The following is a 26,235-nucleotide window of genomic DNA, read 5'->3' as shown; positions in this document are numbered from 1 at the left end:
GGGTGTTGGCGGGATGTTTCTGGATCACCGTCCAAGGCCCTCAAGACCAAGGACGGTGAAGATATCAAAGACCCGGTTTCCAGTGGATCGCAAGGCTGCTCCGCTTAAGTGAACAGCATTACGTCGCAAAGACAGGGTTTTTGAGTTGCCTGAGTTCGATCAGAACACGACGCCTTGGCTGCGCAGGTAATCGTCGTACGTGCCGCTGAAGTCGATCACGCCGCTTGGGCTCAGTTCGATGATGCGAGTCGCCAGGGACGAAACAAACTCACGGTCATGGCTGACGAAAATCAGCGTACCCGGGTAGTTCTCCAACGCCAGGTTCAGCGCCTCGATGGATTCCATGTCCAAGTGGTTGGTCGGTTCGTCCATGATCAGCACGTTCGGCTTTTGCAGGATCAGTTTGCCGAACAGCATCCGGCCTTGTTCACCACCGGAAATCACTTTGACCGACTTGAGGATCTCGTCGTTGGAGAACAGCATGCGACCCAATGTGCCGCGTACCAGTTGCTCGCCGCCTTGGGTCCATTGGCCCATCCAGTCGAACAGGTTGATGTCGTCTTCGAAATCATGAGCGTGGTCCTGAGCGTAGTAGCCCAGTTCCGCAGCGTCGGTCCATTTGACCGTACCGGCGTCTGGCGTCAGCTCATTCACCAACGTACGCAGCAGGGTGGTTTTACCGATGCCGTTCGGGCCGATGATCGCGACGCGCTCGCCAGCCTCAACGGTGAAGCTGAAGTCCTTGAACAGGGGCTTGCCATCGAAGCCTTTGGCCATGCGTTCGACAATCACCGCCTGACGGTGCAGTTTTTTGGTCTGCTCGAAGCGAATGAACGGGCTGACACGGCTGGAAGGCTTGACCTCGGCAAGTTGGATCTTGTCGATCTGCTTGGCCCGGGAGGTAGCCTGTTTGGCTTTCGAGGCGTTGGCCGAGAAGCGGCTGACGAACGACTGCAACTCGGAAATCTGGGCTTTCTTCTTGGCGTTGTCCGACAGCAACTGCTCGCGGGACTGAGTTGCCACGGTCATGTACTCATCGTAGTTGCCCGGGAACAGACGCAGCTCGCCGTAATCGAGGTCGGCCATGTGCGTACAGACACTGTTCAGAAAGTGCCTATCGTGGGAAATGATGATCATGAGGCTGTTGCGCTGGGTCAGAATGTTTTCCAGCCAGCGGATGGTGTTGATGTCCAGGTGGTTGGTGGGTTCGTCGAGCAACAGCACTTCCGGATCGGAAAACAGGGCTTGTGCCAGCAACACACGCAGCTTCCAGCCGGGCGAAACCTCACTCATCGGCCCGCCGTGTTGCTCGATACCGATGCCCAGGCCGAGCAACAGTTCGCCAGCGCGAGATTCAGCGGTGTAACCGTCCATTTCGGCGAATTCGGTTTCCAGCTCAGCGACCGCCATGCCGTCTTCTTCGGTCATTTCAGGCAGTGAGTAGATGCGATCACGCTCGGCCTTGACCTTCCACAGCTCTTCATGGCCCATGATCACGGTGTCGATCACGGTGAAGTCTTCGTAAGCGAACTGATCCTGGCGCAGCTTACCCAGACGCACGTTCGGCTCCAGCATCACCTGCCCACCCGAAGGCTCCAGATCATCGCCGAGGATCTTCATAAAGGTGGACTTGCCGCAACCGTTGGCACCGATAAGGCCATAACGGTTGCCGCCGCTGAACTTGACCGAGACATTCTCGAACAGAGGTTTAGCGCCAAATTGCATGGTGATGTTAGCGGTGGAGATCAATTACCTTACCTTTTAATAGCTTAGGGGTGGGTGTTTTGGTCGTGTCCATGTTGTAGGCAAAATGGACGAACTCGACCTGTATCAACCACGCGTTTTCGATGGACCCAGCAGGCAAAAAATAAGCTGCAGCGTCGACCCGGAAGGGGAGCTGCAGCTTATTGGAATTGGGGATTGGTGCCGGACAGTGGCCGGATTATCTCACAAGTGATCATCACCTGCATCGGTGGGCTTGCTTTTCTTGATTGTGAACCCTTCTCTGCGCGCTGATGACAGCTTTCATCCCTGAATGGGATGACCCTTTGTGGCTATCGACAGAGGCATCACCACGATATTGCGCCTCAGCTCAAGCGCCGAACACTTTACGTATCTGCCGTAATTTTGACGAACTTAAACACCTCACTATTTGAGGCAGTCATATAAGTCGTTAATTTGACATGAATGGCCATTCATCTATGGTTGGATGCGATAACGCAGTGCCCCACTTTGGGAGTGCCGCCCTTGAGTTCATTTAACTTCGATACAAGGCGCCCATGAATCCCACCGTGACCCATTCCGAGCGTGTATTGAAATACCGGCCAGAAATAGATGGTCTTCGGTCGCTGGCCGTTTTGCCTGTGATCTTGTTTCACGCAGGGTTTACGCTTTTTTCTGGCGGGTTCGTTGGCGTCGATATCTTTTTCGTGATTTCAGGATACTTGATCACCTCCATCCTCGCGGCAGAGATCGCCCAAGGGAACTTTTCGATTCTGAAATTTTACGAGCGACGCGCTCGTCGAATCTTGCCAGCGCTATTCTTCGTGATTATCGCCACGCTGCCGTTTGCTCTATTTTGGATGCTGGACAACGACATCCGAAATCTGGGGCGCAGCATTATCTCGGTCGCCGTGTTTGCGTCCAATCTGTTCTTCTGGCGCAACACAGATTATTTCGACCCTGCCGCAGGTGAGCAACCGCTGCTGCATACCTGGAGTCTTGCCGTCGAAGAGCAATATTATATTTTCTTCCCGTTGTTTCTGCTCTTGGCCTGGAAACTCAAAAAACCGGGTTTGACGCTGTTCATCTTATGCATCACTTGTGTGTCGTTGGGTTTATCCGAGTGGGGTGCGACCTATCATCCGGCGATCAATTTTTATTTGCTGCCGACCCGAGCCTGGGAACTGTTGGCGGGCTCGTTAATTGCGATGCTGATCTTCAGCCGCCCAAAAACTACAGGGGTGGCCCCCCCATTCAATATCTATAGAGCAATGCTGGCAGTGACAGGCGTCGGCATGGTGCTGTATTCGATCTTCGAATTTGATGAAGTCACACCTTTCCCGAGCTTTTACACCTTGGTGCCGGTGGTAGGCACTTGCCTGATCATACTGTTCGCTTCACCGCAATGCGTGACAGGTAAAGTACTTTCGCTCAAGCCCGTCGTTGCCATCGGCCTGCTGTCTTACAGCGCTTACTTGTGGCACCAACCGATTTTTGCGCTTTACCGGCTGTCCCCGCTGCAATTGTCGGCCTATGACGAAGTCCTTTTCCCGCTGTTGATCGTTATGGTGTTTTTCCTGGCCTGGGTCAGCTGGAAATACATCGAAGCGCCGTTTCGCTATAAAGACCGAATATCCCAAGCCGGTGTTTTCAAATGGGCCGGCGCAAGCATCGTACTGCTTCTGGCGATCGGCGGGACTTTAAACGTTGTTTTCACGCCCAAGGTCGATCCCTTTGCGGTCAATGTGCAGGACTGCCCTGGTTATGACGCGGGCGGATCGGAGCTGGTGTGCGAAAAAATCGGCACCGGAAGCAGGCTGGTGGTGCTGTTCGGCGACTCGCACGTCTTGCCGCTCGTCGACGCATTCACCGAAGACGCTGGCCTGACCTACATGTTTATCTCGATTCCCGGTTGCCCGCCGTTGGTGGGGCTTGAACGCTATGACGGTATTGGTAACAGTTCCAATTGCGACAAACCCGGGCAACTGGAGCATTACGCCGACCAGATCGCCAAGCTTGAGCCCGAGAAAATCATTCTTGTCGGACGCTGGACGTTGTACATGCACGGCTGGCAGAAAAAGAACGTCTTGCAGAAGAAACATCACTTGCTTCAACTGGAAACAGGTGAGAAGGGTTTAACCCCGCAACAGGTCGTCGCGACAGGTGTGGATTCCACCGTTAAGTTTTTCACCCGCACGACGCCTGCGAGCAAGCTGTTCATTCTCGAGCAGGTACCCGATATCCAAATGTTTGGTCATGTCAAAGCAGTGGTCAGCGCGCTGGGCGATAACGTTCCAAGAACAGCAATCGATGCATGGGACCAAGGCGAAATGGCCATGCTGGACACACATACCAGTGGGGGATTGCTGAACGTCATCCGAACCAAACAATACTTTTGCAACACCACCACGTGCGAGATCGGCAAAGACAAAAGTTTTTACTATCTGGACGATAATCACCTCAGCGCGTCAGGCGCCAAGTTGTTGAGCGAACCCTTGAGGATGGCAATTGCCGAGTAGTAAGGCTAACGATGACGCTAGCGATATCGCTGATTGGTCGGCTGAACTTTTATAAAATCGTATCCCGCAGAAACGCCTTGACGATCGACTTGGCAGCGGGACTCACGTTTATATTGCTGAGTTGTTTCGCCGTGAACCACTTACAGTCTGCTATTTCGTTCTTCGGCGAAGGCGTTGCAATAGCCGTCACTGATACCTCGAACACATGATGCAGTACTTCGCCACCTTCAAATTGGGCGACGTAAGCCAATTCGCTGAGGATCAGCCCGGTCTCCTCACGTAATTCACGTTCGGCTGCTTGTGACGGCGTTTCATGGCTTTCGACTTTGCCGCCTGGCAGCGTCCATTTCGATTTGGGTTTGCGCACGTAGAGAATCTGGTTCTCACGCCTGCAAATAATAGTTGCTCGTTGCTTCATACGTCCCCCAACCACACGTCGTGCCGCTGTCACAAATCAGTCATATAAATGTAACTAAGCATTAACGGTGCCAACGTTCAAGCTTTGGGTACCATCGACACTTTTTGCGACGAACTGAAACAGGACCCGATCAGCGGGGCATATAGCCCAGTTGCCAGCGGCGAGGAATTTTCAGGGTAACGATGCCGGTCGCACAGGCCAGGGCGGCGCTGACATACAAAGCACTCAGCCCCAGGCGCTGCTCCAGCAAGGCACCCAATATGGCGCCCACGAACATGCCTGTCCATGGCACCAGTTGGACGCGCCAGCCGCTGCGCTGCTCGCCCAACATCCAGCGGCCCAGGCCTCGTCCAAATCTGGACAGCGCGCCGGTGACATAGGTCAGTCCAATGGGCAGGCCGTTCACCTGTTCGACCACCGCATTGAGCATACCCATTGCCAGGATGGCCAATAGCAAGGCCAACACTTGCCATGTGTCGGGAAGATAGGCGGAGAGGCACAACAGCGCCGCCAGCGATAGCAGCAGCGGCAAAGCCCTACGTCTGCTGAAGTGACTGACGACCACTCCCAGGGCATTCCCGACGACAAAAGCAGCCACCAGCGCAAACAGCCTGCCGGTCAGACTCATGTTGCCATCACCAATGGCCACTGCCAGCCGCGTCGTATTACCACTCATAAAGGAGACAAAATCCCCCGTGGCCATAAAACCGATGGCATCGGTCATTCCCGCCAGTACCGACAGGCTCGCTACCAGCCCGAGCCCGATACGTCCTCGCCACAGTCGCGTGGAGGCAAGGCGTGTGTTGTTTGAGCGAAGCAACGGCGTTGGCAACATCCAGGTCGGGACCTCAAGCGATTGAAATAGCAGGTGGCTTTGTAATAACACAGATGGTGTGTCGCTGTGGACCAGACCTTCGCAGGGATAACGTGATCACTTTTCCATGGACCGCCTGCAACTGCGCCTGTTTGGCATGGGGCTTTGACAATGGCAGCGTCAGGCATTGGTCTTTGGCGCTGTGCTGCCGACAGCGGCCCTTGCTTTCAGGGTCTGTAGCCTGTCGATGCTCCCTTGTAGCGCATTGACGCACAGCATTGGCGCCGCGTTACCCGTCCCTGTAGCAAACGGTAGCGCTAGGTTTAAACGGGATCGGAGGGTAATCGCTGTGCATGTGTTAGCTCATTGATCTGCCTGGATTTTCTATTGGCTGTTTTTGCGCCTGGGTTCTGTGGCACACTTTCTGCTGTTTATTCCGCTGTTACATACCATGTTCCGCTATAGCGGAAAAATAACCTTCGGCGGAGTTCTTCTCATGCAACGCGAACCTTCCTTCTTGAAAGCTTGTGCGTTTGTTCTGGCGGCCACCGCCACTCTGATCAGTACAGTGCAAGCGGCCGACAGCAAACTCGACAGCGTGCTGCAGCGCGGCCATTTGATCGTGGGCACCGGCAGTACCAATGCGCCTTGGCACTTTCAAGGTGCAGACGGCAAATTGCAGGGTTTTGATATCGACATTGCGCGCATTGTCGCCAAGGGCCTGTTCAATGACCCAGGCAAGGTTGAATTCGTGGTGCAGTCGTCCGATGCGCGTATCCCGAATCTGTTGACGGACAAAGTCGACATGAGCTGCCAGTTCATCACTGTGACCGCCAGCCGTGCCCAGCAGGTCGCGTTCACCTTGCCGTACTACCGCGAAGGCGTGGCGTTGCTGTTACCGAGCAACAGTCAATACAAGGAAATAGACGACCTGAGGGCTGCCGGCGATGGTGTCACCGTTGACGTGTTGCAAAACGTCTACGCCGAAGAGTTGGTGCATCAGGCACTGCCTAAAGCCAAGGTCGACCAGTACGACAGCGTCGACCTGATGTATCAGGCGATCAATTCGGGCCGTGCCGATGCTGCGGCTACCGATCAGTCCTCGGTTAAATACCTGATGGTGCAGAACCCTGGCCGGTATCGCTCGCCAGCTTTTGCCTGGAGCCCACAAACATACGCCTGCGCCGTCAAGCGCGGCGATCAGGATTGGCTGAACTTCGTCAATACCGCGTTGCATGAGGCCATGACGGGTGTGGAGTTCCCAACCTACGCGCAGTCGTTCAAGACGTGGTTTGGCGTCGACTTGCCAACACCGGCCATCGGTTTCCCGGTCGAGTACAAGTGATATCGAACTGACGGGGCAGGGAAGGCTGTGCTGCTTTCCCGTCCCAGGTAATGCTGACCATGAACTATCAATTGAATTTTGCAGCGGTCTGGCGTGATTTCCCCAGCCTGCTGTCGGGCCTGGGGCTCGGCCTTGAGCTGGCGCTGGTCTCGATCGCCATCGGCTGCGTGATCGGTCTGATGGCGGCGTTCGCGATGCTGTCCAGATACCGCGCACTACGCCTCGTCGCATCGGTCTACGTGACCGTCGTGCGCAACACGCCGATCCTGGTGTTGATTTTGTTGATCTACTTCGCGCTGCCGAGCCTGGGCATTCGCCTGGACAAGATCGCCTCGTTCATCGTCACGCTGTCGTTGTATGCCGGCGCGTACCTGACTGAGGTGTTCCGCGCCGGGTTATTGAGCATTCACAAGGGCCAGCGCGAAGCGGGGCTGGCCATCGGGTTGGGCGAATGGCAGGTGCGAGCGTACATCGTCGTTCCGGTGATGTTGCGCAACGTGCTGCCAGCGCTGTCGAACAACTTCATTTCCCTGTTCAAGGACACCTCGCTGGCGGCTGCCATTGCAGTCCCTGAACTGACCTATTACGCGCGCAAGATCAACGTCGAAAGCTACCGGGTGATCGAAACCTGGCTGGTGACCACGGCGTTGTATGTCGCGGCCTGTTACCTCATCGCCATGTTCTTGCGCTACCTCGAACAGCGCTTGGCGATTCGCCGCTAGGAAGCCCACATGTACCAACAACCTACCTGGTTGCACGAACTATGGATCGCCCGAGAAACACTGTGGTCGGGCTTTTTGACCAGTGTGCAGTGCTCGGCGCTGGCGATTGTCTGCGGCACGTTGATCGGCGTGGTCGCAGGGCTGGTCTTGACCTACGGCAAGCTGTGGGGTCGCCTGCCGTTTCGCATCTACGTCGACCTGATTCGCGGCACGCCGGTCTTCGTGCTGGTGCTGGCCTGCTTTTATATGGCACCGGCACTGGGCTGGCAGATCAGCGCGTTTGAAGCGGGTGCCTTGGGCCTGACGCTGTTTTGTGGCTCCCACGTTGCCGAAATCGTGCGCGGCGCATTGCAAGCCATCCCGCACGGGCAACTGGAAGCGGGTAAAGCCATCGGCCTGACTTTTGGTCAGTCGCTGAGCTACGTGCTGCTGCCTCAGGCGCTGCGACAAATCCTGCCGACCTGGGTCAATTCGTCGACCGAAATCGTCAAAGCCTCGACCTTGCTCTCGGTGATAGGCGTGGCTGAGTTGCTGCTGAGCACGCAACAGGTGATCGCGCGGACTTTCATGACCCTGGAGTTTTATCTGTTCGCAGGATTTCTGTTCTTCATCATCAACTACGCCATCGAGCTTCTTGGTCGGCAAATCGAAAAACGGGTGGCCCTGCCATGACACAGCTTCAAACCGTGAGCGACGCACCGCCGTTGCTGAGTATCGAAGGGCTGCATAAATCCTATGGCCAGGTGGAGGTGCTAAAGGGTGTCGACCTGACCCTGAACAAAGGTAACGTCGTGACCCTGATCGGCTCCAGTGGCTCGGGCAAAACCACGCTGCTGCGCTGCGTCAATCTGCTGGAAGAGTTTCAGGGTGGGCACATCCGCCTAGAAGGCCAAGACATCGGCTACAGAGACGTCAACGGCAAGCGCATGCGTCATTCCGAAAAGGTCATTGCCCAACACCGTGCCATGACTGGCATGGCGTTCCAGCAGTTCAACCTGTTCCCGCACATGAGCGCCCTGCAGAACGTCACGCTCGGGTTGCTGAAAGTGAAGAAAATGCCCAAGGATCAGGCCATCGCGCTGGCTGAAAAGTGGCTGGACCGGGTCGGCCTGCTGGAGCGTCGCAACCATTTCCCCGGTCAGCTTTCTGGCGGCCAGCAACAGCGCGTAGCCATTGCCCGCGCTATTGCGATGAACCCAAGTCTGATGCTGTTCGATGAAGTGACCTCAGCGCTGGACCCTGAACTGGTCGGTGAGGTGCTGAGCGTGATCAAGGGCCTGGCTGAAGAGGGCATGACGATGCTGCTGGTGACCCACGAAATGCGTTTCGCCTACGAAGTGTCGGACCAGATCGTGTTCATGAATCAAGGCCGCATCGAAGAACAAGGCCCGCCCAAAGCAGTGTTCGAGCAGCCGAAATCGGCGCGCTTGAGCGAATTCCTCAAGAACATCCGTTTTTAAATCTATCGCTCAATCAAAGGAGATTTCTCATGAGCATTACTCGTTACGGCGCTGGCAGCACAGCAGGTGGCGGTCAGCCACGTCCTTTCGCTCGCGCAGTCGAGGCCGATGGCTGGTTGCATGTGTCGGGTCAAGTGCCTGCCGAAAATGGCGAGATCATTGCGGCCGGCATTGTTGAGCAAACGCACAAAACCATGCAAAACCTGGTGGCGATCCTCAGCGAAGCCGGTTATGAACTCAAGGATGTGGTGCGCGTTGGCGTCTGGCTGGAAGACCCTCGGGACTTCTGGAGTTTCAACAAGGTGTTCGGCGAATATTTCAGCGCCGAGCACGCCCCAGCTCGAGCCTGCGTGCAAGCCAACATGATGGTCGACTGCAAGGTCGAGATCGATTGCATCGCTTACAAGCAGAAGGTGTAAACAGGGCGTTTCGTGGTACCCATTGTTGGAGGCTTGCCCGCAAAGAGGCCAGTACGTCGAACGCATGTGCCAGCATCGACACAGCTTCGCGAGCAAGCCTCGCTCCAACGAGTAGAATGCGCGCAATCTTTCAGGAAACATCTGCACCGATGGATAACCCAACCATGACCGAAGACACCATCAAACGCAGGGCCCGTGGGCTGGACCGGGCGTTCGATATTCTCGACTTCCTCAAGGAAAAGGGCACGCCGCTGCGTCCAAACGAAATCGCAAGTGGCATTGGCAGCCCGAAATCGACGGTCTATGAACTGGTGGCCTCGTTGCTTGAACGGCGGATTCTCGAAACGGTGGGCAAGGAAGGTCATGTCTACCTGGGGCGACAACTGTATTTCCTGGGGCAAGCCCATCTGCGCCATTTCGACTTCACCCGTGAAGCCGAAGTCAGCTTGAGTGAGATCGTCGAGAAAACCCGGGAAACGGCACAGATGTGCCTGCTCAATGGCCGCAAATATACCGTCGCGCTGATGAAAGAGGGTGCCCGGCATTTCCGCATTTCGTCGGACATCGGCGAAGACGCACCGATCCCCTGGACCGCTTCTGGACGCTTACTGCTTGGGCATCTCAGCGACCAGGCGATCATCGACCTGATCGACGCCGATGACTTCATCTTGCCCGACGGCGAACGCTTGCCGCTGGAAACCTTCCTGGGCGAGATCCGCAAAGCCCACGGAGAAGGTTTTTTTTCCTTCGACAGCATCGCAGACACCTTCACCCACTGCCTGGCGGCCCCCGTCAAAGACAAGCAGGGCGTTTGTATCGCTACGCTGTGCATCGTCGCGCCCAGAGCCGACGCCAAGGCGCATTACGAAGACTATCGCCGAGTCCTGATCGACAGCGCCAACAGCCTCGCGCGGCGGGTCAACGATTGATGTGCTCGTCACCGACACGAGCCACGAACAACAATAGGAGCACAACGTGAGTATTGCCCTCGTAGAAAAAGGCGCCGCTAAGCCCGGCGATCAACTTGTTCGCGACGTCAGCCTGCCGGCGCTGGTGATTCATCGCCGCGCCCTTGAGCACAACCTGCACTGGATGCAGAAATTTGTCAGCGACAGCGGCGCCGAACTCGCCCCGCACGGCAAGACCAGCATGGTCCCCGCGTTGTTTCGTCGCCAGTTGGAGGTGGGCGCGTGGGGCATCACACTGGCCACTGCGGTGCAGACTCGCGCAGCGTATGCCCATGGCGTACGACGGGTGTTGATGGCCAACCAATTGGTCGGCGCGCCGAACATGGCCCTGATCGCCGAGATGCTCAGCGATTCGATGTTCGACTTCCACTGCATGGTCGATCATCCGGATAACGTCAAAGCCCTGGGGGAGTTCTTCGCCGCCCACGGCCTGCACTTGAACGTGATGATCGAATATGGCGTGGTCGGCGGACGTTGCGGTTGTCGCAGCGAGCCGCAAGTCATGGCCCTGGCCGAGGCCATTGCCGCGCAACCGGCGCTGAAGCTGACCGGGATCGAGGGCTATGAAGGCGTTATTCACGGTGATCATGCGGTCAGTGGCATTCGCCAGTTTGCTGCCTCGCTGGTACGCCTTGCGGTTACGTTGCAGGACAAGGGCGCCTTTGCTCTGGATCGTCCGATTATCACGGCATCGGGGTCGGCCTGGTACGACCTGATTGCCGAAGAGTTCGACAAGCAGCAAGTGCGTGAGCGCTTTCTCAGTGTGCTGCGCCCCGGCAGTTACGTGGTCCACGATCATGGCATTTATAAAGAGGCGCAGTGCTGCGTGCTTGATCGTCGCGATGATCTGAGCGAGGGACTGCAACCGGCGATGGAGGTCTGGGCTCACGTGCAATCGATGCCAGAACCCGGGTTTGCCGTGATCGCACTGGGCAAACGTGACGTCGCCTTCGATGCCGGCATGCCCAGCCCGCTGCTGCGTTACACCGCGGGCTTGGTTCCGGCCAAAGGCGATGATGTCAGTGCCTGCAAAGTCACGGCTATCATGGATCAGCATGCGTTCATGACCGTTGCCCCCGGCTGCGATCTGAAGATCGGTGACATCATCTCGTTCGGCACCTCGCATCCGTGCCTTACATTCGACAAATGGCGCACGGGGTGTCTGGTAGATGACGACTTGAGCGTCATCGAAACCCTGCACACTTGCTTCTAGCCGTTGTCATCGAAGGGAGCGCTATCGCCTCATGAGCGAATTGATCACTTACAGTTATCCGAAAGTCGCGCTGATCGGCGAATGCATGATCGAGCTGCAACAGCACGCCAACGGCAACCTCAATCAGAATTTTGGCGGTGACACGCTCAACACTGCGGTTTATCTGTCGAGGTTATTGGGATCGGCAGCGCAAGTGGATTACGTCACCGCGTTAGGCGACGACAGTTTCAGCGACGCCATGTGCCAGGTTTGGTCGGACGAAGGCATTGGTTTGAGCAAAGTGCAGCGTCTGCCCGGACGTCTACCCGGCCTGTACTGCATTCAGACCGATGCCAATGGCGAGCGGCGCTTTCTTTACTGGCGCAACGACGCCGCTGTGCGTGACTGCTTCACAACGCCTGCGGCTGAGCCGATTCTGGCCGCGCTCTCGGAATACGACGTGCTGTATTTCAGTGGGATCACCCTGGCAGTGCTCGGCGAAGTGGGCAGGGCACGACTCTTGTCAGCGCTGGGAGAGGCCCGTAATCGTGGCACTCGCGTGGCGTTCGACAATAATTACCGGCCACGGCTGTGGCGTAGCGTTGAGCAGGCGCGGCAAGCGTATCGTGCGGTTATGCATGAAGTGGATCTGGCCCTGCTGACCGAAAACGATGAGCAAGCGCTGTTTGGCTACACCGACAGCGAGCAGTTGCTGTCGGCGTATCGTGATCTGGGGGTCAGCGAGGTGGTGGTCAAGCGCGGCGCGCAAAGTTGTCTGGTGGAGTCGATGGGCACACGCGTCGAGATTGCGACACATCCGGTGCAGAAAGTCATCGATACCACGGCGGCCGGGGATTCGTTCAGCGCGGCTTATTTGGCGCGACGTCTGCGTGGCGGTAGCCCGGAGGATGCCGCACAAGCGGGGCATCGCCTGGCCAGTCTGGTGATTCAGCACCCCGGGGCGTTGATCCCCAGAAGCGCGATGCCTGCCTGATTGCACTGTCGCAGATTCATTGGCGATGGGGTTTTTCAGGCCATGAGGATGTATCGACTGCACCGGCCCCTCGCGAATCAATTCGCTCCGGGGGCGATGTTTGCCAGGCGATGGCGTGGCGGCTGGACGATGGGAGTCTTTTACAGGCTTGGCGCCGATCAATCCCGATAAAAAACCTGCACCAGGTGATACCCGAATTTGCTCTTCACCGGCCCGTGAACAATCCGCAGCGGTTTTTTGAAGATCACCTGATCGATTGCGCCGACCATCTGGCCGGGGCGCACTTCGCCCAGATCACCGCCACGTTTGCCGGAGGGGCAGGTGGAATACTTTTTTGCCAACACATCGAAGGCTTCACCCTTGGCGATACGCTGCTTGAGTTGTTCAGCCTCTTCGGCGGTTTTCACCAGAATGTGCCGTGCTTGAGCTTTCATGGAAAATAAACGCCTCAATTAAAAAGCCGCGCATTATGCCTTTCCCGTGCGCTTTCAGGTAATTTCCCTATCCTTGATCGGACGAGCGAACGCTCCCCGGGGTTGAGGGTCGCATCTGTAGCGGCCTGCCGTCTCCTTACCTCATTTGTGCGGTGCAGCTTATGGATTTCCCGGCGTTGTTGAAGATTCTGGCCAGTCAGGACGGATCGGACCTTTATCTGTCTACCGGCGCGCCACCTTGCGCCAAGTTCAACGGCGTACTCAAGCCGTTGAGCACCGAAGCCTTGAAACCCGGTGATGTCGCGCGGATCGCCGAGGGCATCATGGACAGCGAACAGCGTCATGATTTCGAGCGCGATCTTGAGATGAACCTGGCGTTCTCGCTTCCCGGCATCGGACGCTTTCGGATCAATATCTTCAAGCAGCGAAACGAAGTCTCCATCGTCGCGCGCAACATCAAGCTCGACATCCCAAAATTCGAAGACCTGCACCTGCCGTCAGTGCTGCTCGACGTGGTCATGGAAAAACACGGCCTGGTGCTGTTCGTCGGTGCCACCGGCTCGGGTAAATCGACCTCGCTGGCGGCGCTGATCGACCACCGCAATCGGCATTCCAGCGGCCATATCATCACCATTGAAGACCCGGTGGAGTTCATTCACAAACACAAAAAATCGATCATCAATCAGCGCGAGGTTGGGGTTGACACCCGTAGCTTCCATGCCGCCCTGAAAAACACCCTGCGTCAGGCGCCGGACGTGATCCTCATCGGCGAAATCCGCGACCGTGAAACCATGGAGCATGCGCTGGCCTTTGCCGACACCGGCCACCTGGCGATCTCGACACTGCACGCCACTAACGCCAACCAGGCGCTGGACCGCATCATCAACTTTTTCCCCGAAGATCGACGCCCGCAGTTGCTCCAGGATCTGGGCAATAACCTCAAGGCGTTCGTCTCTCAACGACTGGTCGAGACCAAAGACGGCAAGCGCAGAGCCGCTGTCGAAGTCATGCTGGGAACACCCACCATCCGCGACCTGATTCATCGCAATGAGCTGGGCGAGCTCAAAGGCATCATGGAGAAATCCAGCAATCTGGGCATGCAGACCTTCGATAACGCGCTGTATGACCTGGTGATCGAAGGGGCCATCAGCGAAGAAGAGGCGCTGAAGAACGCCGACTCGATGAATAACGTGCGCCTGCGCCTGAAACTGCACAACGATGGCGGCGTTGCCGACATCACCACGCCACCGCCAGCCCCCCAACCCGCAACGCAAGTGAACGTCGCGGATTGGGGGTTGGTGGACGAGAAAAACGAACCCGGCACACCGCATTTTTGATCTGCTTGATCCTGGACTGCAAACAATGGCACGCCGTGACGAATGCGTAGCGGCGGGCCATTGTGGTCCAGGCCGCAGGGCCCAGTTCAGGTCCACGGTGGTCTTTAAAACAAGCACAAACCTTCAAGGCGCTTGGTGGATATGCGTCTAGGCTCAATCGTTGCTGTTTACTCATCCGTTAAACGACACGAGGATTGCGTCCCATGACTACCTTGACCCTGAAAGACGGTACCGAGTTTTTCTACAAAGACTGGGGCACCGGGCAACCGGTGGTGTTCTCCCACGGCTGGCCGCTGGATGGCGATGCCTGGGACGCGCAGATGTTGTTCCTCGGGCAAAAGGGCTACCGCGTCATTGCGCACGACCGTCGTGGTCATGGCCGGTCGGGGCAAACCTGGGAAGGCAACGACATGGACACCTACGCCGACGACCTGGCGCAGTTATTCGAACATCTGGACCTCAAAGACGTGATTATGATCGGTCACTCCACCGGCGGTGGCGAAGTGGCGCGTTACATCGGTCGCCACGGTACGTCCCGCGTGGCCAAGACGGTGTTGATCGGCGCTGTTCCACCGATCATGCTTAAGACTGCCGCCAACCCCGAAGGCCTGCCCATCGACGTATTCGACGGTATCCGTGCCGGCTTTACGGCTGACCGTTCGCAGTTCTTCAAGGATTTGGCCCTGCCGTTTTTTGGCTTCAACCGAGAGGGCGCAAAAGTATCCCAGGGCGCTATCGATTCGTTCTGGTCGATTGGCATGCTTGGCAGCGTCAAGGGTGAGTACGACTGCATCAAGGCGTTCTCGGAAACCGATTTCACCGAAGACCTGAAAAAGTTAGATGTGCCGACGCTGATTCTGCACGGCGATGACGATCAGATCGTGCCGATAGTGGCGGCGGGCTACAAGAGCCATGAGCTGGTAACAGGCTCCAAACTGCACGTCGTCAAAGGCGGCGCCCACGGTATGTGTACCGTGCAACCGGCTGAAATCAACGAGATTCTGTTGGACTTCCTCAAGGGCTGAACTCGTGCTCTGCGTGCTCAATGAGCGTCGGGCGAGGGCGCGGCAGGCGGTACGACTTTGCGCATCAGCGGCACCATCGCGGTGGCGACGATGAAGCAAGCCATGATCGCCAGAAACGCATCGGCGTAGGTTTGGGTCTGCGCTTCGCGGTAAGTCAGCAGCCACAGTTGATGCAAGGCGGTGTTGCTGGCGTCCGCTGCGTTCTGGCCCAGGCTCATGAAGCTGCCAGTGACCTGCTCCAGCCAGTGATTCATCGACTCGTTGGTGGTGTTCAGGTGCTCGGCCATGCGGGTGAAGTGCAGGTTGGTGCGGTCGTTGAGGATCGTGGCGCAGGCTGCAATGCCGATGGCGCCACCCAGATTGCGCATCAGATTGAACAGCCCCGACGCCTGTTTCAGACGCGACATCGCCAAGCCGCCCAGGGTCAGTGTCACGGTGGGTGGCACCGCCATTTGCTGGGCGAAGCCACGAATGGCTTGTGGCAACAGCAACTCTTTGCCGCCCCAGTCGTGGGTGATCGGTGAGAAATCCCACATCGACAAGGCAAACAGCGACAGGCCGAACATCATGATCCAGCGTAAATCGACGCGGTTGGCGAGAAAGCCGTAGACGGGGATCGCCACCAGTTGGAACACGCCAGTGGAGAAGACCGCGATGCCGATGTCCAACGCGCTATAACCTCGTACTCGGCCCAGAAACAACGGTGTCAGGTAGATCGTGGCAAACAGGCCAATGCCGGTGACAAACGAGAAGAAGCAGCCCAATGCGAAATTACGATCGTTCAGGGCGCGCAGGTCGACGATGGGATTGTTCACCGTCAGCGTGCGGCTGATGAATGCGACCGCCAACAGCCCGGAAATCCACGCGGTGGTGAGAATGGTCTGGTCGCTGAACCAGTTCCAGCGCGGGCCTTCTTCGAGGGTGTACTCCAGACAGCCGAGAAACAGCGCCAGGAACACCATGCTCAGGTAATCTGCGCCTTTGAGCAGCTTAAGGTCCATTGAGTCGATGTTGACCAGTATCGGCACCGCGACGGCGACGAAGATCCCCGGCACAAGGTTGATGTAGAACAGCCAGTGCCAGGACGACACGTCAGTGATCCAACCGCCGATCACGGGCCCCAGCGTTGGCGCGAGGGAGGCGATGGCGCCAATGGTGGAGGCCGCGATCACCCGCTGTTTGCCGGTGAAGAACATGAACGCCGAGGTGAACACCATCGGGATCATCGAGCCTCCCAGAAACCCTTGCAGCGCGCGAAACGCAATCATGCTCTGAATGTTCCAGGCCAGACCGCACAACAGGCTGGCGACGGTGAAACCCACCGCCGAGGCGCAAAACAGCCAGCGCGTTGAAAACACCCGAGACAGCCAGCCCGACAACGGAATCACCACGATTTCGGCGATCAGGTAGCTGGTCTGTACCCAGGCGGTTTCATCGGAACCGGCCGACAAACCGCCGCCGATATCGCGCAACGATGCAGAAACGATCTGGATGTCCAGCAACGCGATGAACATGCCGACGCACATGCTGGCGAAGGCGAAGACTTTGGCGACGGTGGGCATCGAAGCTGCGTCGATATGCCCTTTGGGTGGGGCAGGCTGAGCGCCCGCAGTGGCGAATGAGCTGCTCACGGCGCGGTCTTGCGGTCAACGGCCAGGACAACCGCACGGTCATCCTGGTTGCTGACCCTGGTATCGACTTCGGCGATCACCGACAGCCCCGGGCGCAGCTTGCCCAGAATGCTGTCAGCGTGATCCAGCAATACCCGCACAGGCACCCGTTGCACGATTTTGGTGAAGTTGCCCGTGGCATTCTCTGGCGGCAGTACGCTGAATTGCGAGCCGGTGGCTGGCGCCAGACTGTCGAGATGGCCGTGGAACTCAAGACCCGGCAGCACATCGGCATGGATGCTCACGGGTTGACCGGGCAGCATCTGCGCCAGTTGGTCTTCCTTGAAGTTGGCATCGACCCACAAACCGCTGGCCGGGACCACCGACAGCAATTGCGTGCCCGTTGAAGCATAGGCACCGACCCGAGCGCGGCGGTTGCCGATGACGCCGTCCACCGGAGCACGCAACTCGGTGTAACCGACGTTCAGGCGTGCCATGTCACGTTCAGCACGGGCTTGCATCAGCGCGGCGCGGGCTTGTTGTTTTTGGGTGGCAATCACGTCCAGTTGGCGTTGTGCGGCAAGCATCGAGGCCTGGGCTTTTTCGCCATTGGCGCGAGCGGTCTTGTAGGTAGCGTCAGCGCGCTGGGCGCTTTCGATCGACACCGCGGCGTGTCTGGAGAGCACTTGATAGCGGACCTGATCGTCCCGGGAACGCACGGTTTCTGCATTGGCGGCATCAATGCCAGCCTTGGCCTGGCCGATCACTGCGTGTTGCAGTTGCTCGGTGGCGTCGAGATTTGCGAGCAAGGCTTGTTCAGCGGCGACGGCGCCTTCGGCCTTGTTTAGCGCGGCGATGTAATCGCGGTCATCGATCTTTATCAACAGATCGCCCGCGTGGACAAACTGGTTGTCCACGACCTTCAGCTCAGTGATGTAGCCAGGCACTTTGGGGCCGATGACGGTGACATCGCCGCCCACATACGCGTCGTCGGTGGCTTCAAGGAAGCGGCCCAGGGTCCACCAATGAACGCCAAACAACACCGCTGCGACCAGCGCGGCGACGATCAGCACCAGCAGAATCAGGTGTTTGACTCGCGATGGTTTTTTCTCGGATTGAGTGGCGAGGGTCGCAGGCTCGGTTGCGGTCGTGGGGCTGTTCATCGCCGGTTTACCTTTGGGTGGGCTGTTGAGTGGCATCTACGCCCAGCGGGGTTCTAATTATGATCATAATCCTAAATATATTAATTACATCATGTAATCCACTGATTATGTAAAGGTGAAATGCAGGTTTCGTAATAAAGGCACGCGCAGCTCGGCCCTGGAGCGGGCTGCTGGCGGATCGAAAGGCGGCTATTGCGCCGGAACTCGCTGCCGATGGCAGGGTTCTTATCGGTACACGCTTGTAGAGTGCGCCGCAATCACCGATGGTTCAGCAGCTCGATGATGTCTAAACAAGCACCCACCGATCAGCGGCAGGCCGGGATTCGGAATAATTTGGAGTACGCCCCATGAGTAACATCACGCCTTACGCCACGACCGCGCCAACGCGCGCAGAAGTGGACGCACTGTCCGGCACCAGCGTCGTCGAGTTCGGCACCGATTGGTGCGAGTACTGCAAGGCTGCGCAGCCGTTGATTGCGCAAGTTTTTCGCGACTACCCCAACGTCCGGCACCTGAAAATCGAAGACGGCAGCGGTCGCCCCTTGGGGTGCTCGTTTCACGTCAAGCTATGGCCGACGCTGGTGTTCCTGCGCGATGGCGTAGAAGTGGGGCGTCTGGTCCGGCCGACCGATGTGAGTGTGATCGAGGAGGCATTCGAGGCCCTTGTCCAGGAGGGCTGAATGCACGGTTGACAATTGCCGAGCGCAGCCGCTATCGGCGCAGGTAGGCCGTAAAATCGATATCCCCGGCGCTTAAAATCGCCTGCACCCGGTTGTGTACGTTGAGCTTGCGCAGGATGGCCGAGACATGGGCCTTGACCGTGGTTTCGGCGATTTCCAGGGTGTAGGCGATCTGCTTGTTGGATTCGCCCTTGGTCATGCGCTCCAGCACCAGCAATTGCTTGCGGGTCAGGGCTTGCAGCAGTTCGGGGGCAAACGTTGGGTTGTCATAGCTGTTGCGTCGATGGGTCGAGGTCTGGCTGCGAATGATGTCCGAGGGCAGGTACACATTGCCATTGAGGATCTGGGTGATAGCGTCGGTCATTTGGGCGCGTGGCGACGACTTGGTGATGAACCCGACCGCGCCATAGGTAATCGCTTGCAGCACTACCTGCTTGTCCTGTTCGGCAGAGACGATTACTACGGGGATGGTTGGCGCTTCGTTGCGCAGATTAATCAGCCCGTGCAGGCCATGCATGCCCGGCATGTTCAGATCCAGCAGAATCAAATCGAGGTCATCGTGGCTGCGCGTCAACGCCAGCGCGCTGTCGAGGTCTTGGGCTTGCATCACTTCGCAGCCAGGAAAGTGGTCGATGATCACGCTCTGGATCGCTTCACGGAACAACGGGTGATCGTCGGCGATCAGGATCTTGTACATGGTCGGTGACCTCATTGTTTTTATGAAAGTGCTGCTGCACACCGTGGTGGGGATCATTGCAGGGTTTCCGGTTGCGCGGGTGAGACAGGTAAACCTGCTGCCTGCCACGCGTCCAGGCCATCGCGGTACCAATACACCTCACTGTAGCCCAATGCCTTGGCGCGTTTTACCGCGTTCCAGCTCAGCCAGCAATCGGCGCGGCAGTAGAACACCGTTGGCTGGTCCAGGTGTCCGTCGCTCAGGCGGCGCAGATGCCGCGTGAAGTAATCCATCCACTGTGCGCTGAGTTCGCCGTCCCCGGTATTGGCTAGCCAGTGGCTACCGGGCAGATTGGCGTGGGGCTCGTCTTCGATGAACCTGCCTTGCAGCCATTGGCGACGATAGACGTCGATCAACAGCGGTTTGCGCGGTTGATCCAATAGGGACTGAAGTTGCTGTGTACCAATGACCGTCGCGCCTGCGGCCTGATCCGGCGTGGGGCTACGATAGAGGGAGATGCGGTAACCGTCAGCGTTGAACAGCGCAGGAGCCGATGGTGTGACCGACTCGGCGTGGCACGTTATCGACAACACAAGCACACAAGCGGGCAACAGGGCACGGAGCATGATGGTAATTCCTTTCTTCTTATGGCTCGCATTACACGACAGGCCTGCTGCTTTGTGAATGCGACCATAGAGAGCAAAGGCAGTACTAAAGGAGTAGGAGGCAGCCTCAAGTGGCTAGCTGCAAGTAAAAGCGGGCACCACGCGGTCCGCTTGTCGCTTGCAGTTCAGGGCTTGCCCTTGAGCAGTGCCGCGTGCTGCGGATTGAACGTCAGCACGGCCAGTAACGCGAACAACACTGTCAGCCCCAGGCAAACCATCAGCGCCAGCACGTTGAACCGCTCATACAAGGCAAAGCGCGCTAACTCCACCGCATGGGTGAAGGGGTTGATCGCGCACAGCCAATACAGCCACTCGCTCGCTTCGCGCATCTTCCACAACGGATACAACGCCGAGGACATGAAAAACAGCGGGAAGATCACGAAATTCATCACCCCGGCAAAGTTCTCCAACTGACGAATCGCGTTGGACAGCAGCAGCCCCAATGCGCTGAGCATCAGGGCCACCAGCAGCAGGGCGGGCAGCGCTGCTAGCAATCCCCAGGCCGGAGGCTGTACGCCGTAAACCCAGGCAATGGCAAGAAACGCGTACACCTGCAACAGGGATATCAGCGAGGTTGCCAGCAACTTGCTGACCAACAGAAACGTGCGGGGCAGGGGGCTGGTGAGCAGCACGCGCATGCTGCCCATTTCCCGGTCATAGACCATCGACAGCGAGCCCTGCATGCCGTTGAACAACAGGATCATGCAGGCCAGCCCCGGAATGATGTACACCTCATACGGGATGTAAGTGTCATACGGCGCGATGATGGCGATACCCAATGCGGCGCGAAATCCGGCCGCGAACACCAGCAACCACAGCAGTGGCCGTACCAGTGCGCTGAGAAAACGCGTGCGTTGCAGGACAAAACGCAACCACTCACGCAACACGATCCCGCTGAAACAGTGCCAGTAGGCATTCATTGCGCCCCTCCTGAGGTCGTCAGGCGTTGGAAGGCCACGCCCAATTCGCCGCCATACTCGGCACTCACTTGTCCCGCCTGACCAGACGCGACCAGCCGCCCCTGATGCAAGATCAGCAGGTCATCGTTGTGCTGCACCTCGTCCAGCAAATGCGTGGCCCATAACACGCTGATGCCGTCTTCACGGCACAGGCTGCGCACGTGTTGATTGAGCGCCAGGCGGCTGGCCGGATCGAGCCCGACGCTGGCCTCGTCCAGCAGTAACAGACGCGGCTGGTGCAGCAGCGCTCGGGCGATTTCGATGCGCCTGCGATGCCCGCCGTTGAGTGCGCGCACGCGTTCTCGACGACGCTCGGTCAAGCCTTGGCGCGCCAGCTCCAGGTCGATGCGCTGACGTGCCTGGCGGCGCGACAGGCCATGCAGCGCGGCGTGGTAGTGCAGGTTTTGCTCAACGCTCAGGTCTAGATCCAGCGTGCTTTGCTGAAACACCACCCCCATTTGCTTGAGCGCGGGGCGCGGCGACTGACGCAATGAATGCTGCCCGATGTGAACGTCGCCGCGTTGCAAGTCATACAGCCGGGTCAACAGGGCAATGAGTGTGGATTTGCCTGCGCCGTTTGGCCCCAGCAGCGCGCCGAAGCAGCCCGGTTGCAGGGTAAATGACAGCTGACGCAGCGCTTCCCGCGCGCCATAGGCAAAGCTCAACTCACTGACCTGCAACGCGCTCATGGCGCCACCACCACGCCCCACGGATAACGCCCGACCTTCACTGACTTCAGCACCTTGAGGCTCTTCACATCGATCACCGAGACATCGCCGCTGACGCCGTTGGTGGCGAGCAACTGGCTTTGATCCGGGGTAAACGCCATCTGCCATACGCGACGCCCGACCAACAGGTAGTCGATGACCTCGAACGTCTTCGCGTCAATCACGGCCACATGGTTGGCGGGGCCCAGGGCGACGAACGCATAACGCCCGTCGTTGGAAATCTTGATGCCCACCGGCTGCACTTTGTCCGGGTGAACACCTTTGATCTGGAAGGTCAGGGTCTTGAGGATCTTGCGCGTGGCGACGTCGATCACACTGACCGTGCCGCCGATTTCTGCCGACGACCACAGTTGCGAGCCGTCACTGTTGAACTCGACAAAGCGCGGGCGCTGATCGACCAACGTGTTGTCGGCCAAGGTCTGGGTACGGGTGTCGATCCAGTGCAGCATGTTGGTGGTTTCGCTGGTGTTGACCGCCCACTTGCCATCCGGGCTGACGGCCATGCCTTCGGGTTCGACGCCGACGTCCACCTGCGCCAGCACTTTGGAGGTTTCGGTGTCGATCACGGTGACCAGCGAGTCGTCTTCGTTGGAGACATACAGCCATCGGTTGTTCGGGTGCAGGGCGAATTGTTCCGGGTCCTTGCCTGAAGGCAGCTCCTTGATGATTTTATGCGTGGCGACGTCCATCACCTGAACCCGGTCCGAGTCGCTGGCGCAGATGTACAGCAGTTTGTTGTCATGAGACAGCAACAGCCCACGCGGGCGCATGCCAACCGGCAAGGTTTCGGTCACCTGCAATGTGTCCATGTCGATCAGGCTCAGGTTGTTGTCTTTCTCGTTGGAGACGAACGCGGTAGCGGCCAGGACCTGTCCGGTGGCGATCAGCAAGGCGGTAGCTAACAGGGTGCGGCGCATGGTGTGTTCCTTATTGTTGGAAGATTCGACGAAATAACGCGCCGTTCATTGGAAGTTACAACTCACCTCTGGCTTGTCGTAACCCAGGCTGTCCAGCTCGGTGCCAGGGTGCAGGAACCCTTCTTGCGGCGAGGTGGTGACCAACGCTCGGGGCTGCACCACCGGGATCGGCTGACGCAGTTCGCCGTTCCATGGGCGGTAACTGAGTTTGCTGCCCTTGAAACCGTCCAGCGGTAGGGTGTCGCTCAGTTCCAGCGTGCGGATTTGCTCTGCATCGGTGCCACGCAATCGGGTCACAGCGCTGGAGATACTGCGCACGGCCATCCACGCGGCGAAATCCCGATCATTCATCCAGCGCCCGGCGGCGGCCTCGAAGCGTTTTTGCAACTGCGCGGCGCCGTAGGTTTCGACCGTCTTGTGCCAGCCTGTCGGTGTCAGGCCCTGTGTGCCGGCGACCGGGCGCGGATACCAGGTTTGATAGGGCACGTACTCGCCAAAGTCACCGCGCTCGTCGGCCACCAGCACCACGTCGTATTCGGCGGTTTGGGTAAACAGCGGCATGTCCGCCTGGGCGCTGCGCCGCTGATCGTTATCAAAACTCCAGGCCTTCTCGGCGACAATGGTGTGGCCGAAACGTTTGGCGGCGCGGCGCAGGGCGTTGGCGTAGGCCTGGTCATCGGGGGTCTGGCCGACAATCAACAGCCAGCGATTCCAGCGCCGTACCGCCAGAAACTGCGCCAGGGCATCGGTCAGCATCGCCCGGCTGGGTAAGGTATGCAGCACGTTGCGCAGGCATGCGGTGCTGCGCAGGCTGTCGTCGGCACTGCCGGCGTTGAACAGCAGGCTGTCGGGCAGCGCGGCGCTGAGCTGGCGCAGGGTATCGACCGGCGCATTGACCACGAACAGTCGCAAGCCTTGTTCATGCTGGGCCTTGGCCTGTTGGAGCAGCGCCTCGGTACTCCCGGCATCAGCGCTGGTCAGGCTGTAGGTTTGCTTTAGAAAGCGTCCGGTGCTGTTGCTGTCGACGATGGCCAGTTGCGCGCCGCGCAGGCCGGCGTCCCTGGGCTCGGGGATAACATTGGAAAGAATCGGCCCAGGATCAGGGATGTAGGCCAGATAGCCAATGCGTACCTGCAACGGCTCATCCGCTGCGCTGACCGGCAGTGTCAGCAGTGCAAAAAGAAGGCAGGCAAAAGGGGGCAGGCGGGGACGATAAGACCGGTGCATGAGCGACTCCCTGGCAGGTAGCGCCAGCATAGGAACCCGCGCCCGGCAGGGAAATATGCAGAAAGTACCAGTGGACCTGTACCAAGGTACTAAACCGCGCTGCCAGCTCGGTCATTACCATGCAGTCAGGTACGACTCCCAACCAATGACGTTCAACTAATAATAAAAAAGCGTGGCGATCTGCATGTCGGCACTATGGCGTATCAATCTGTGGGTGATTGCTTTTTTCGCGTTGGTCACCTTGTCCTGCACGTGGCTGCTGTTGCACCAGGCCGTTGCCGACGTGGAGCGCGAACTGGTGGCCGCTGAGGCGGTGGTCGAATACCTCAGTGAAACGGCGCAAAACAACCCGGCCAGCCTGCAAGAGCGACTCACGGGCAACCTTCGCCACGTACGCCTGGTGTGGCTGGAGGCGCAACAGACGCCCCAGCCACTGACCCAAAGCCCGGTGGATGACTGGCTTGAGCACTGGTTGCTGCCTGAGCGGGCGGACCAAAGCCAAGTGCTGTCACTCAGCGACGGACGCCGTGTGCAGATCAGCCTGGACCCCGCCGACGAAATCGACGAAGTGTGGGACTCCTTGCAGCAATTGCTGATGCTGTGCGGCCTGGCATTGCTGCTGAGTCTGGTGACCATTCGCTGGGCGGTCCTGCGCGGCCTGAGCCTGCTCAAGGATGTACTGGGAGCTTTGCAGCAGGTCTCGGAGGGGGATCTTCAGGTTCGGCTTGCGGTTCAGGGGTTGCCTGAGGCCCGACAACTGGCAGGTCATTTCAATCGGATGACCGCGACCTTGCAGCGCGTGCAAGCCGATAACACAAGGCTGACCCAGGCCCTGCTGGCGGTGCAGGATCAGGAACGCACACGGCTTGCACAAACCCTTCACGATGACCTCGGTCAGTACCTGGCGGGGATTCGTGCCCAGGCCTGTCTACTTAGACTGGTCGCCGATGATCCGGCCCTGGTGCGCAGTACCTCATCGGTTCTTGAGCAGAACTGCGAGCAGTTGCAGCAAGGTTTTCGCGCACTGATCCGCGATCTGTATCCAGTGGTGCTGCAGCACTTGCCGCTGCCCCAAGCCATGGCCTTGCTGGTCGAGCAGTGGCGCAGCAGTCAGCACATTGCCTGCAATCTGAGTATCGGGCACGCGCTGCCGGAGCTCTCCAATACCACCAAGGCGCACCTGTATCGGTTGATGCAAGAGGCGCTGACCAATGTCGTGCGCCATGCCAGCGCCACTCAGGTGAAGGTCCGATTGCAACGGCGTGGATCACGCCTGTGGCTGTTGATTCGTGACAACGGTCAAGGGGCGTCGACCCCGCAACGTGCTGGCGTCGGCCTGCACTCGATGGCTGAACGGGCGCGCTGCCTGAACGGTGAGCTGCGCATTATCACGCGTCCCGGTGCCGGCTGGGCGCTGGCGCTCAATGTTCCGCTGGAGGCTTGAATGCATATTTTGATCGTCGATGACCACGCGGTGGTGCGTCAGGGCTATGCCAGTCTGCTCCGGGCGCTGTTGCCCCAGATGCAGGTGCGCGAGGCGGCCACTGGAGAAGAGGCTTTGAGCCGGGTGCAGGAGGAGATCCCGCAGTTGGTGATCATGGATTTCGGCCTGCCGGGCATCAGCGGCCTGGAAACCACGCGCCGCCTGCGTCAGCGCCTGCCGCAATTGCGCGTGCTGTTTTTCAGCATGCACGACGAGTTGCCGCTGGTGCGACAAGCGCTGGAGGCAGGTGCCGCAGGGTATCTGACAAAAAGCTCCGCACCCGATGTGCTGGTGGATGCGGTGCGCCGCATACTCGCCGGGCACGCGTATATCGAGCAGCCTTTGGCGACGCAGTTGGCCTGCCATGCGCAGCAGGATGATCGAGTGGACTCTCGCTTGCAGTGCATGACCCAGCGTGAGCTGGAGATTTTCCTGATGCTGGCCAAAGGCACGCCCTCACGCGTGATTGCCCAACAGCTGTGCATCAGCGCCAAGACCGTGTCCAACTACCTGACCCTGCTCAAAAGCAAATTGCAGGTCAGCTCCCATGCTGAGTTGGTACACCTGGCGATCGATACCGGAGTGATGCGCGTGGCGTTCTGAGCCTGTGGCCTGACGTCGAACTCAGCAGGGTATCAACCACTGTGAGCGCGAAATCATTCGCGAGGTTCAGTTTCACGCGACGAACCTATATCGGCTGTACCGGCCCCTCGCGAATGAATTCGCTCCTACAGCAGCGATCGTTCCCACACTCCGCG

At 58.3% G+C, this 26,235-nt stretch carries 26 protein-coding genes; 14 read left to right on the top strand and 12 right to left on the bottom strand.

Annotation, left to right across the window (positions count from 1 at the left end; translation table 11 throughout):
• Positions 1-159 precede the first annotated feature (159 nt).
• Positions 160-1,749, bottom strand: coding sequence for an ABC-F family ATPase (locus tag VGC62_RS03670; protein WP_331185709.1), 1,590 nt, complete (start codon positions 1,747-1,749; stop codon positions 160-162).
• Between the two features lie 530 nt (positions 1,750-2,279).
• Between VGC62_RS03670 and VGC62_RS03665 the strand changes: the two genes are divergently transcribed.
• Positions 2,280-4,241 carry an acyltransferase family protein gene (locus VGC62_RS03665; protein WP_331185708.1) on the top strand — a complete coding sequence of 654 codons (1,962 nt, stop codon included), beginning with the start codon at positions 2,280-2,282 and terminating at the stop codon, positions 4,239-4,241.
• 49 nt (positions 4,242-4,290) lie between these two features.
• Here VGC62_RS03665 and VGC62_RS03660 read toward each other — a convergent pair whose 3' ends face one another.
• Positions 4,291-4,659: an NUDIX hydrolase gene (locus tag VGC62_RS03660; RefSeq protein WP_331185707.1), complete on the bottom strand. Its 369-nt coding sequence runs from the start codon at positions 4,657-4,659 to the stop codon at positions 4,291-4,293.
• Between the two features lie 130 nt (positions 4,660-4,789).
• Positions 4,790-5,494: a YoaK family protein gene (locus VGC62_RS03655; protein WP_331185714.1), complete on the bottom strand. Its 705-nt coding sequence runs from the start codon at positions 5,492-5,494 to the stop codon at positions 4,790-4,792.
• 475 nt (positions 5,495-5,969) lie between these two features.
• Here VGC62_RS03655 and VGC62_RS03650 point away from each other — a divergent pair, with 475 nt between their 5' ends.
• The 8 genes from VGC62_RS03650 to VGC62_RS03615 all read left to right on the top strand — a co-directional run bounded on the left by VGC62_RS03650 (position 5,970) and on the right by VGC62_RS03615 (position 12,573).
• Positions 5,970-6,818: a transporter substrate-binding domain-containing protein gene (locus tag VGC62_RS03650; protein ID WP_331185706.1), complete on the top strand. Its 849-nt coding sequence runs from the start codon at positions 5,970-5,972 to the stop codon at positions 6,816-6,818.
• 59 nt (positions 6,819-6,877) lie between these two features.
• On the top strand, positions 6,878-7,540 hold the full coding sequence (locus VGC62_RS03645; protein ID WP_331185705.1) for an amino acid ABC transporter permease: 663 nt from the start codon (positions 6,878-6,880) through the stop codon (positions 7,538-7,540).
• A gap of 9 nt (positions 7,541-7,549) precedes the next feature.
• Positions 7,550-8,212, top strand: coding sequence for an amino acid ABC transporter permease (locus VGC62_RS03640; protein ID WP_331185704.1), 663 nt, complete (start codon positions 7,550-7,552; stop codon positions 8,210-8,212).
• Positions 8,209-9,000, top strand: a complete 792-nt coding sequence (locus tag VGC62_RS03635) for an amino acid ABC transporter ATP-binding protein (RefSeq protein ID WP_331185703.1) — start codon at positions 8,209-8,211, stop codon at positions 8,998-9,000. The genes VGC62_RS03640 and VGC62_RS03635 overlap by 4 nt, the downstream gene beginning before the upstream one ends.
• A 29-nt stretch (positions 9,001-9,029) precedes the next feature.
• Positions 9,030-9,419 (top strand): RidA family protein, encoded by a 390-nt coding sequence (locus tag VGC62_RS03630; RefSeq protein ID WP_331185702.1) that lies wholly within the window; start codon positions 9,030-9,032, stop codon positions 9,417-9,419.
• Positions 9,420-9,583: 164 nt separating this feature from the next.
• Positions 9,584-10,348, top strand: a complete 765-nt coding sequence (locus VGC62_RS03625) for an IclR family transcriptional regulator (protein ID WP_331185713.1) — start codon at positions 9,584-9,586, stop codon at positions 10,346-10,348.
• Between the two features lie 46 nt (positions 10,349-10,394).
• Positions 10,395-11,600 (top strand): amino acid deaminase, encoded by a 1,206-nt coding sequence (locus VGC62_RS03620; RefSeq protein WP_331185701.1) that lies wholly within the window; start codon positions 10,395-10,397, stop codon positions 11,598-11,600.
• A 31-nt stretch (positions 11,601-11,631) separates the two neighbouring features.
• A complete protein-coding gene (locus VGC62_RS03615; protein ID WP_331185700.1) occupies positions 11,632-12,573 on the top strand; it encodes a sugar kinase in 942 nt (313 codons plus the stop codon).
• A gap of 158 nt (positions 12,574-12,731) precedes the next feature.
• On the opposite strand, the gene VGC62_RS03610 is transcribed toward VGC62_RS03615, so the two are convergent.
• On the bottom strand, positions 12,732-13,007 hold the full coding sequence (locus VGC62_RS03610; RefSeq protein WP_331185699.1) for a peptidylprolyl isomerase: 276 nt from the start codon (positions 13,005-13,007) through the stop codon (positions 12,732-12,734).
• A 161-nt stretch (positions 13,008-13,168) separates the two neighbouring features.
• Between VGC62_RS03610 and VGC62_RS03605 the strand changes: the two genes are divergently transcribed.
• Positions 13,169-14,344, top strand: coding sequence for a PilT/PilU family type 4a pilus ATPase (locus tag VGC62_RS03605; protein WP_331185698.1), 1,176 nt, complete (start codon positions 13,169-13,171; stop codon positions 14,342-14,344).
• Positions 14,345-14,547: 203 nt separating this feature from the next.
• Positions 14,548-15,369 (top strand): alpha/beta hydrolase, encoded by an 822-nt coding sequence (locus VGC62_RS03600; protein WP_331185697.1) that lies wholly within the window; start codon positions 14,548-14,550, stop codon positions 15,367-15,369.
• Positions 15,370-15,386: 17 nt separating this feature from the next.
• Here VGC62_RS03600 and VGC62_RS03595 read toward each other — a convergent pair whose 3' ends face one another.
• Both VGC62_RS03595 and VGC62_RS03590 read right to left on the bottom strand, forming a co-directional pair.
• On the bottom strand, positions 15,387-16,931 hold the full coding sequence (locus VGC62_RS03595; protein WP_331185712.1) for a DHA2 family efflux MFS transporter permease subunit: 1,545 nt from the start codon (positions 16,929-16,931) through the stop codon (positions 15,387-15,389).
• Positions 16,932-16,996: 65 nt separating this feature from the next.
• On the bottom strand, positions 16,997-18,142 hold the full coding sequence (locus VGC62_RS03590; protein ID WP_331185696.1) for an HlyD family secretion protein: 1,146 nt from the start codon (positions 18,140-18,142) through the stop codon (positions 16,997-16,999).
• Between the two features lie 347 nt (positions 18,143-18,489).
• On the opposite strand from VGC62_RS03590, the gene VGC62_RS03585 reads away from it, so the two are divergent.
• Positions 18,490-18,822 (top strand): thioredoxin family protein, encoded by a 333-nt coding sequence (locus VGC62_RS03585; protein WP_331185695.1) that lies wholly within the window; start codon positions 18,490-18,492, stop codon positions 18,820-18,822.
• Positions 18,823-18,853: 31 nt separating this feature from the next.
• On the opposite strand, the gene VGC62_RS03580 is transcribed toward VGC62_RS03585, so the two are convergent.
• The 6 genes from VGC62_RS03580 to VGC62_RS03555 form a co-directional block, all read right to left on the bottom strand.
• Positions 18,854-19,519 (bottom strand): response regulator transcription factor, encoded by a 666-nt coding sequence (locus tag VGC62_RS03580; protein ID WP_331185694.1) that lies wholly within the window; start codon positions 19,517-19,519, stop codon positions 18,854-18,856.
• A gap of 53 nt (positions 19,520-19,572) precedes the next feature.
• The gene (locus tag VGC62_RS03575) at positions 19,573-20,124 is read right to left on the bottom strand and encodes a PQQ-dependent catabolism-associated CXXCW motif protein (protein ID WP_331185693.1); all 552 of its coding nucleotides are present in this window, start codon (positions 20,122-20,124) and stop codon (positions 19,573-19,575) included.
• A 164-nt stretch (positions 20,125-20,288) separates the two neighbouring features.
• Positions 20,289-21,083, bottom strand: coding sequence for an ABC transporter permease (locus tag VGC62_RS03570; protein ID WP_331185692.1), 795 nt, complete (start codon positions 21,081-21,083; stop codon positions 20,289-20,291).
• On the bottom strand, positions 21,080-21,811 hold the full coding sequence (locus VGC62_RS03565) for an ABC transporter ATP-binding protein (protein ID WP_331185691.1): 732 nt from the start codon (positions 21,809-21,811) through the stop codon (positions 21,080-21,082). The genes VGC62_RS03570 and VGC62_RS03565 overlap by 4 nt, the downstream gene beginning before the upstream one ends.
• Complete coding sequence (locus VGC62_RS03560) at positions 21,808-22,767, bottom strand: YVTN family beta-propeller repeat protein (protein WP_331185690.1); 960 nt, start codon at positions 22,765-22,767, stop codon at positions 21,808-21,810. Before VGC62_RS03560 ends, VGC62_RS03565 begins: the two co-directional genes overlap by 4 nt.
• Positions 22,768-22,812: 45 nt before the next feature.
• Positions 22,813-23,994, bottom strand: a complete 1,182-nt coding sequence (locus VGC62_RS03555) for an ABC transporter substrate-binding protein (protein ID WP_414705738.1) — start codon at positions 23,992-23,994, stop codon at positions 22,813-22,815.
• A 184-nt stretch (positions 23,995-24,178) separates the two neighbouring features.
• Here VGC62_RS03555 and VGC62_RS03550 point away from each other — a divergent pair, with 184 nt between their 5' ends.
• Together VGC62_RS03550 and VGC62_RS03545 are read left to right on the top strand one after the other, a co-directional pair.
• Positions 24,179-25,438: a HAMP domain-containing sensor histidine kinase gene (locus tag VGC62_RS03550; protein WP_331185688.1), complete on the top strand. Its 1,260-nt coding sequence runs from the start codon at positions 24,179-24,181 to the stop codon at positions 25,436-25,438.
• Positions 25,439-26,080 carry a response regulator transcription factor gene (locus VGC62_RS03545; RefSeq protein WP_331185687.1) on the top strand — a complete coding sequence of 214 codons (642 nt, stop codon included), beginning with the start codon at positions 25,439-25,441 and terminating at the stop codon, positions 26,078-26,080.
• The last annotated feature ends 155 nt before the right edge of the window (positions 26,081-26,235 follow it).

The organism is Pseudomonas sp., assembly GCF_036404235.1.
In the GTDB taxonomy this organism is placed as follows: Bacteria; Pseudomonadota; Gammaproteobacteria; order Pseudomonadales; family Pseudomonadaceae; genus Aquipseudomonas.
The sequence above is the reverse complement of the archived record's forward strand: the minus strand, read 5'-3'. Positions and strand labels throughout refer to the sequence as shown.

Coding starts and splice junctions, on each gene's coding strand:
- VGC62_RS03665 (WP_331185708.1), top strand. CDS start 2,280: ATGAATCCCACCGTGACCCATTCCGAGCGTGTATTGAAATACCGGCCA.
- VGC62_RS03660 (WP_331185707.1), bottom strand. CDS start 4,659: ATGAAGCAACGAGCAACTATTATTTGCAGGCGTGAGAACCAGATTCTC.
- VGC62_RS03655 (WP_331185714.1), bottom strand. CDS start 5,494: ATGTTGCCAACGCCGTTGCTTCGCTCAAACAACACACGCCTTGCCTCC.
- VGC62_RS03650 (WP_331185706.1), top strand. CDS start 5,970: ATGCAACGCGAACCTTCCTTCTTGAAAGCTTGTGCGTTTGTTCTGGCG.
- VGC62_RS03645 (WP_331185705.1), top strand. CDS start 6,878: ATGAACTATCAATTGAATTTTGCAGCGGTCTGGCGTGATTTCCCCAGC.
- VGC62_RS03640 (WP_331185704.1), top strand. CDS start 7,550: ATGTACCAACAACCTACCTGGTTGCACGAACTATGGATCGCCCGAGAA.
- VGC62_RS03635 (WP_331185703.1), top strand. CDS start 8,209: ATGACACAGCTTCAAACCGTGAGCGACGCACCGCCGTTGCTGAGTATC.
- VGC62_RS03630 (WP_331185702.1), top strand. CDS start 9,030: ATGAGCATTACTCGTTACGGCGCTGGCAGCACAGCAGGTGGCGGTCAG.
- VGC62_RS03625 (WP_331185713.1), top strand. CDS start 9,584: ATGACCGAAGACACCATCAAACGCAGGGCCCGTGGGCTGGACCGGGCG.
- VGC62_RS03615 (WP_331185700.1), top strand. CDS start 11,632: ATGAGCGAATTGATCACTTACAGTTATCCGAAAGTCGCGCTGATCGGC.
- VGC62_RS03610 (WP_331185699.1), bottom strand. CDS start 13,007: ATGAAAGCTCAAGCACGGCACATTCTGGTGAAAACCGCCGAAGAGGCT.
- VGC62_RS03605 (WP_331185698.1), top strand. CDS start 13,169: ATGGATTTCCCGGCGTTGTTGAAGATTCTGGCCAGTCAGGACGGATCG.
- VGC62_RS03600 (WP_331185697.1), top strand. CDS start 14,548: ATGACTACCTTGACCCTGAAAGACGGTACCGAGTTTTTCTACAAAGAC.
- VGC62_RS03595 (WP_331185712.1), bottom strand. CDS start 16,931: ATGCCCACCGTCGCCAAAGTCTTCGCCTTCGCCAGCATGTGCGTCGGC.
- VGC62_RS03590 (WP_331185696.1), bottom strand. CDS start 18,142: ATGAACAGCCCCACGACCGCAACCGAGCCTGCGACCCTCGCCACTCAA.
- VGC62_RS03585 (WP_331185695.1), top strand. CDS start 18,490: ATGAGTAACATCACGCCTTACGCCACGACCGCGCCAACGCGCGCAGAA.
- VGC62_RS03580 (WP_331185694.1), bottom strand. CDS start 19,519: ATGTACAAGATCCTGATCGCCGACGATCACCCGTTGTTCCGTGAAGCG.
- VGC62_RS03575 (WP_331185693.1), bottom strand. CDS start 20,124: ATGCTCCGTGCCCTGTTGCCCGCTTGTGTGCTTGTGTTGTCGATAACG.
- VGC62_RS03570 (WP_331185692.1), bottom strand. CDS start 21,083: ATGAATGCCTACTGGCACTGTTTCAGCGGGATCGTGTTGCGTGAGTGG.
- VGC62_RS03565 (WP_331185691.1), bottom strand. CDS start 21,811: ATGAGCGCGTTGCAGGTCAGTGAGTTGAGCTTTGCCTATGGCGCGCGG.
- VGC62_RS03560 (WP_331185690.1), bottom strand. CDS start 22,767: ATGCGCCGCACCCTGTTAGCTACCGCCTTGCTGATCGCCACCGGACAG.
- VGC62_RS03555 (WP_414705738.1), bottom strand. CDS start 23,994: ATGCACCGGTCTTATCGTCCCCGCCTGCCCCCTTTTGCCTGCCTTCTT.
- VGC62_RS03550 (WP_331185688.1), top strand. CDS start 24,179: ATGTCGGCACTATGGCGTATCAATCTGTGGGTGATTGCTTTTTTCGCG.
- VGC62_RS03545 (WP_331185687.1), top strand. CDS start 25,439: ATGCATATTTTGATCGTCGATGACCACGCGGTGGTGCGTCAGGGCTAT.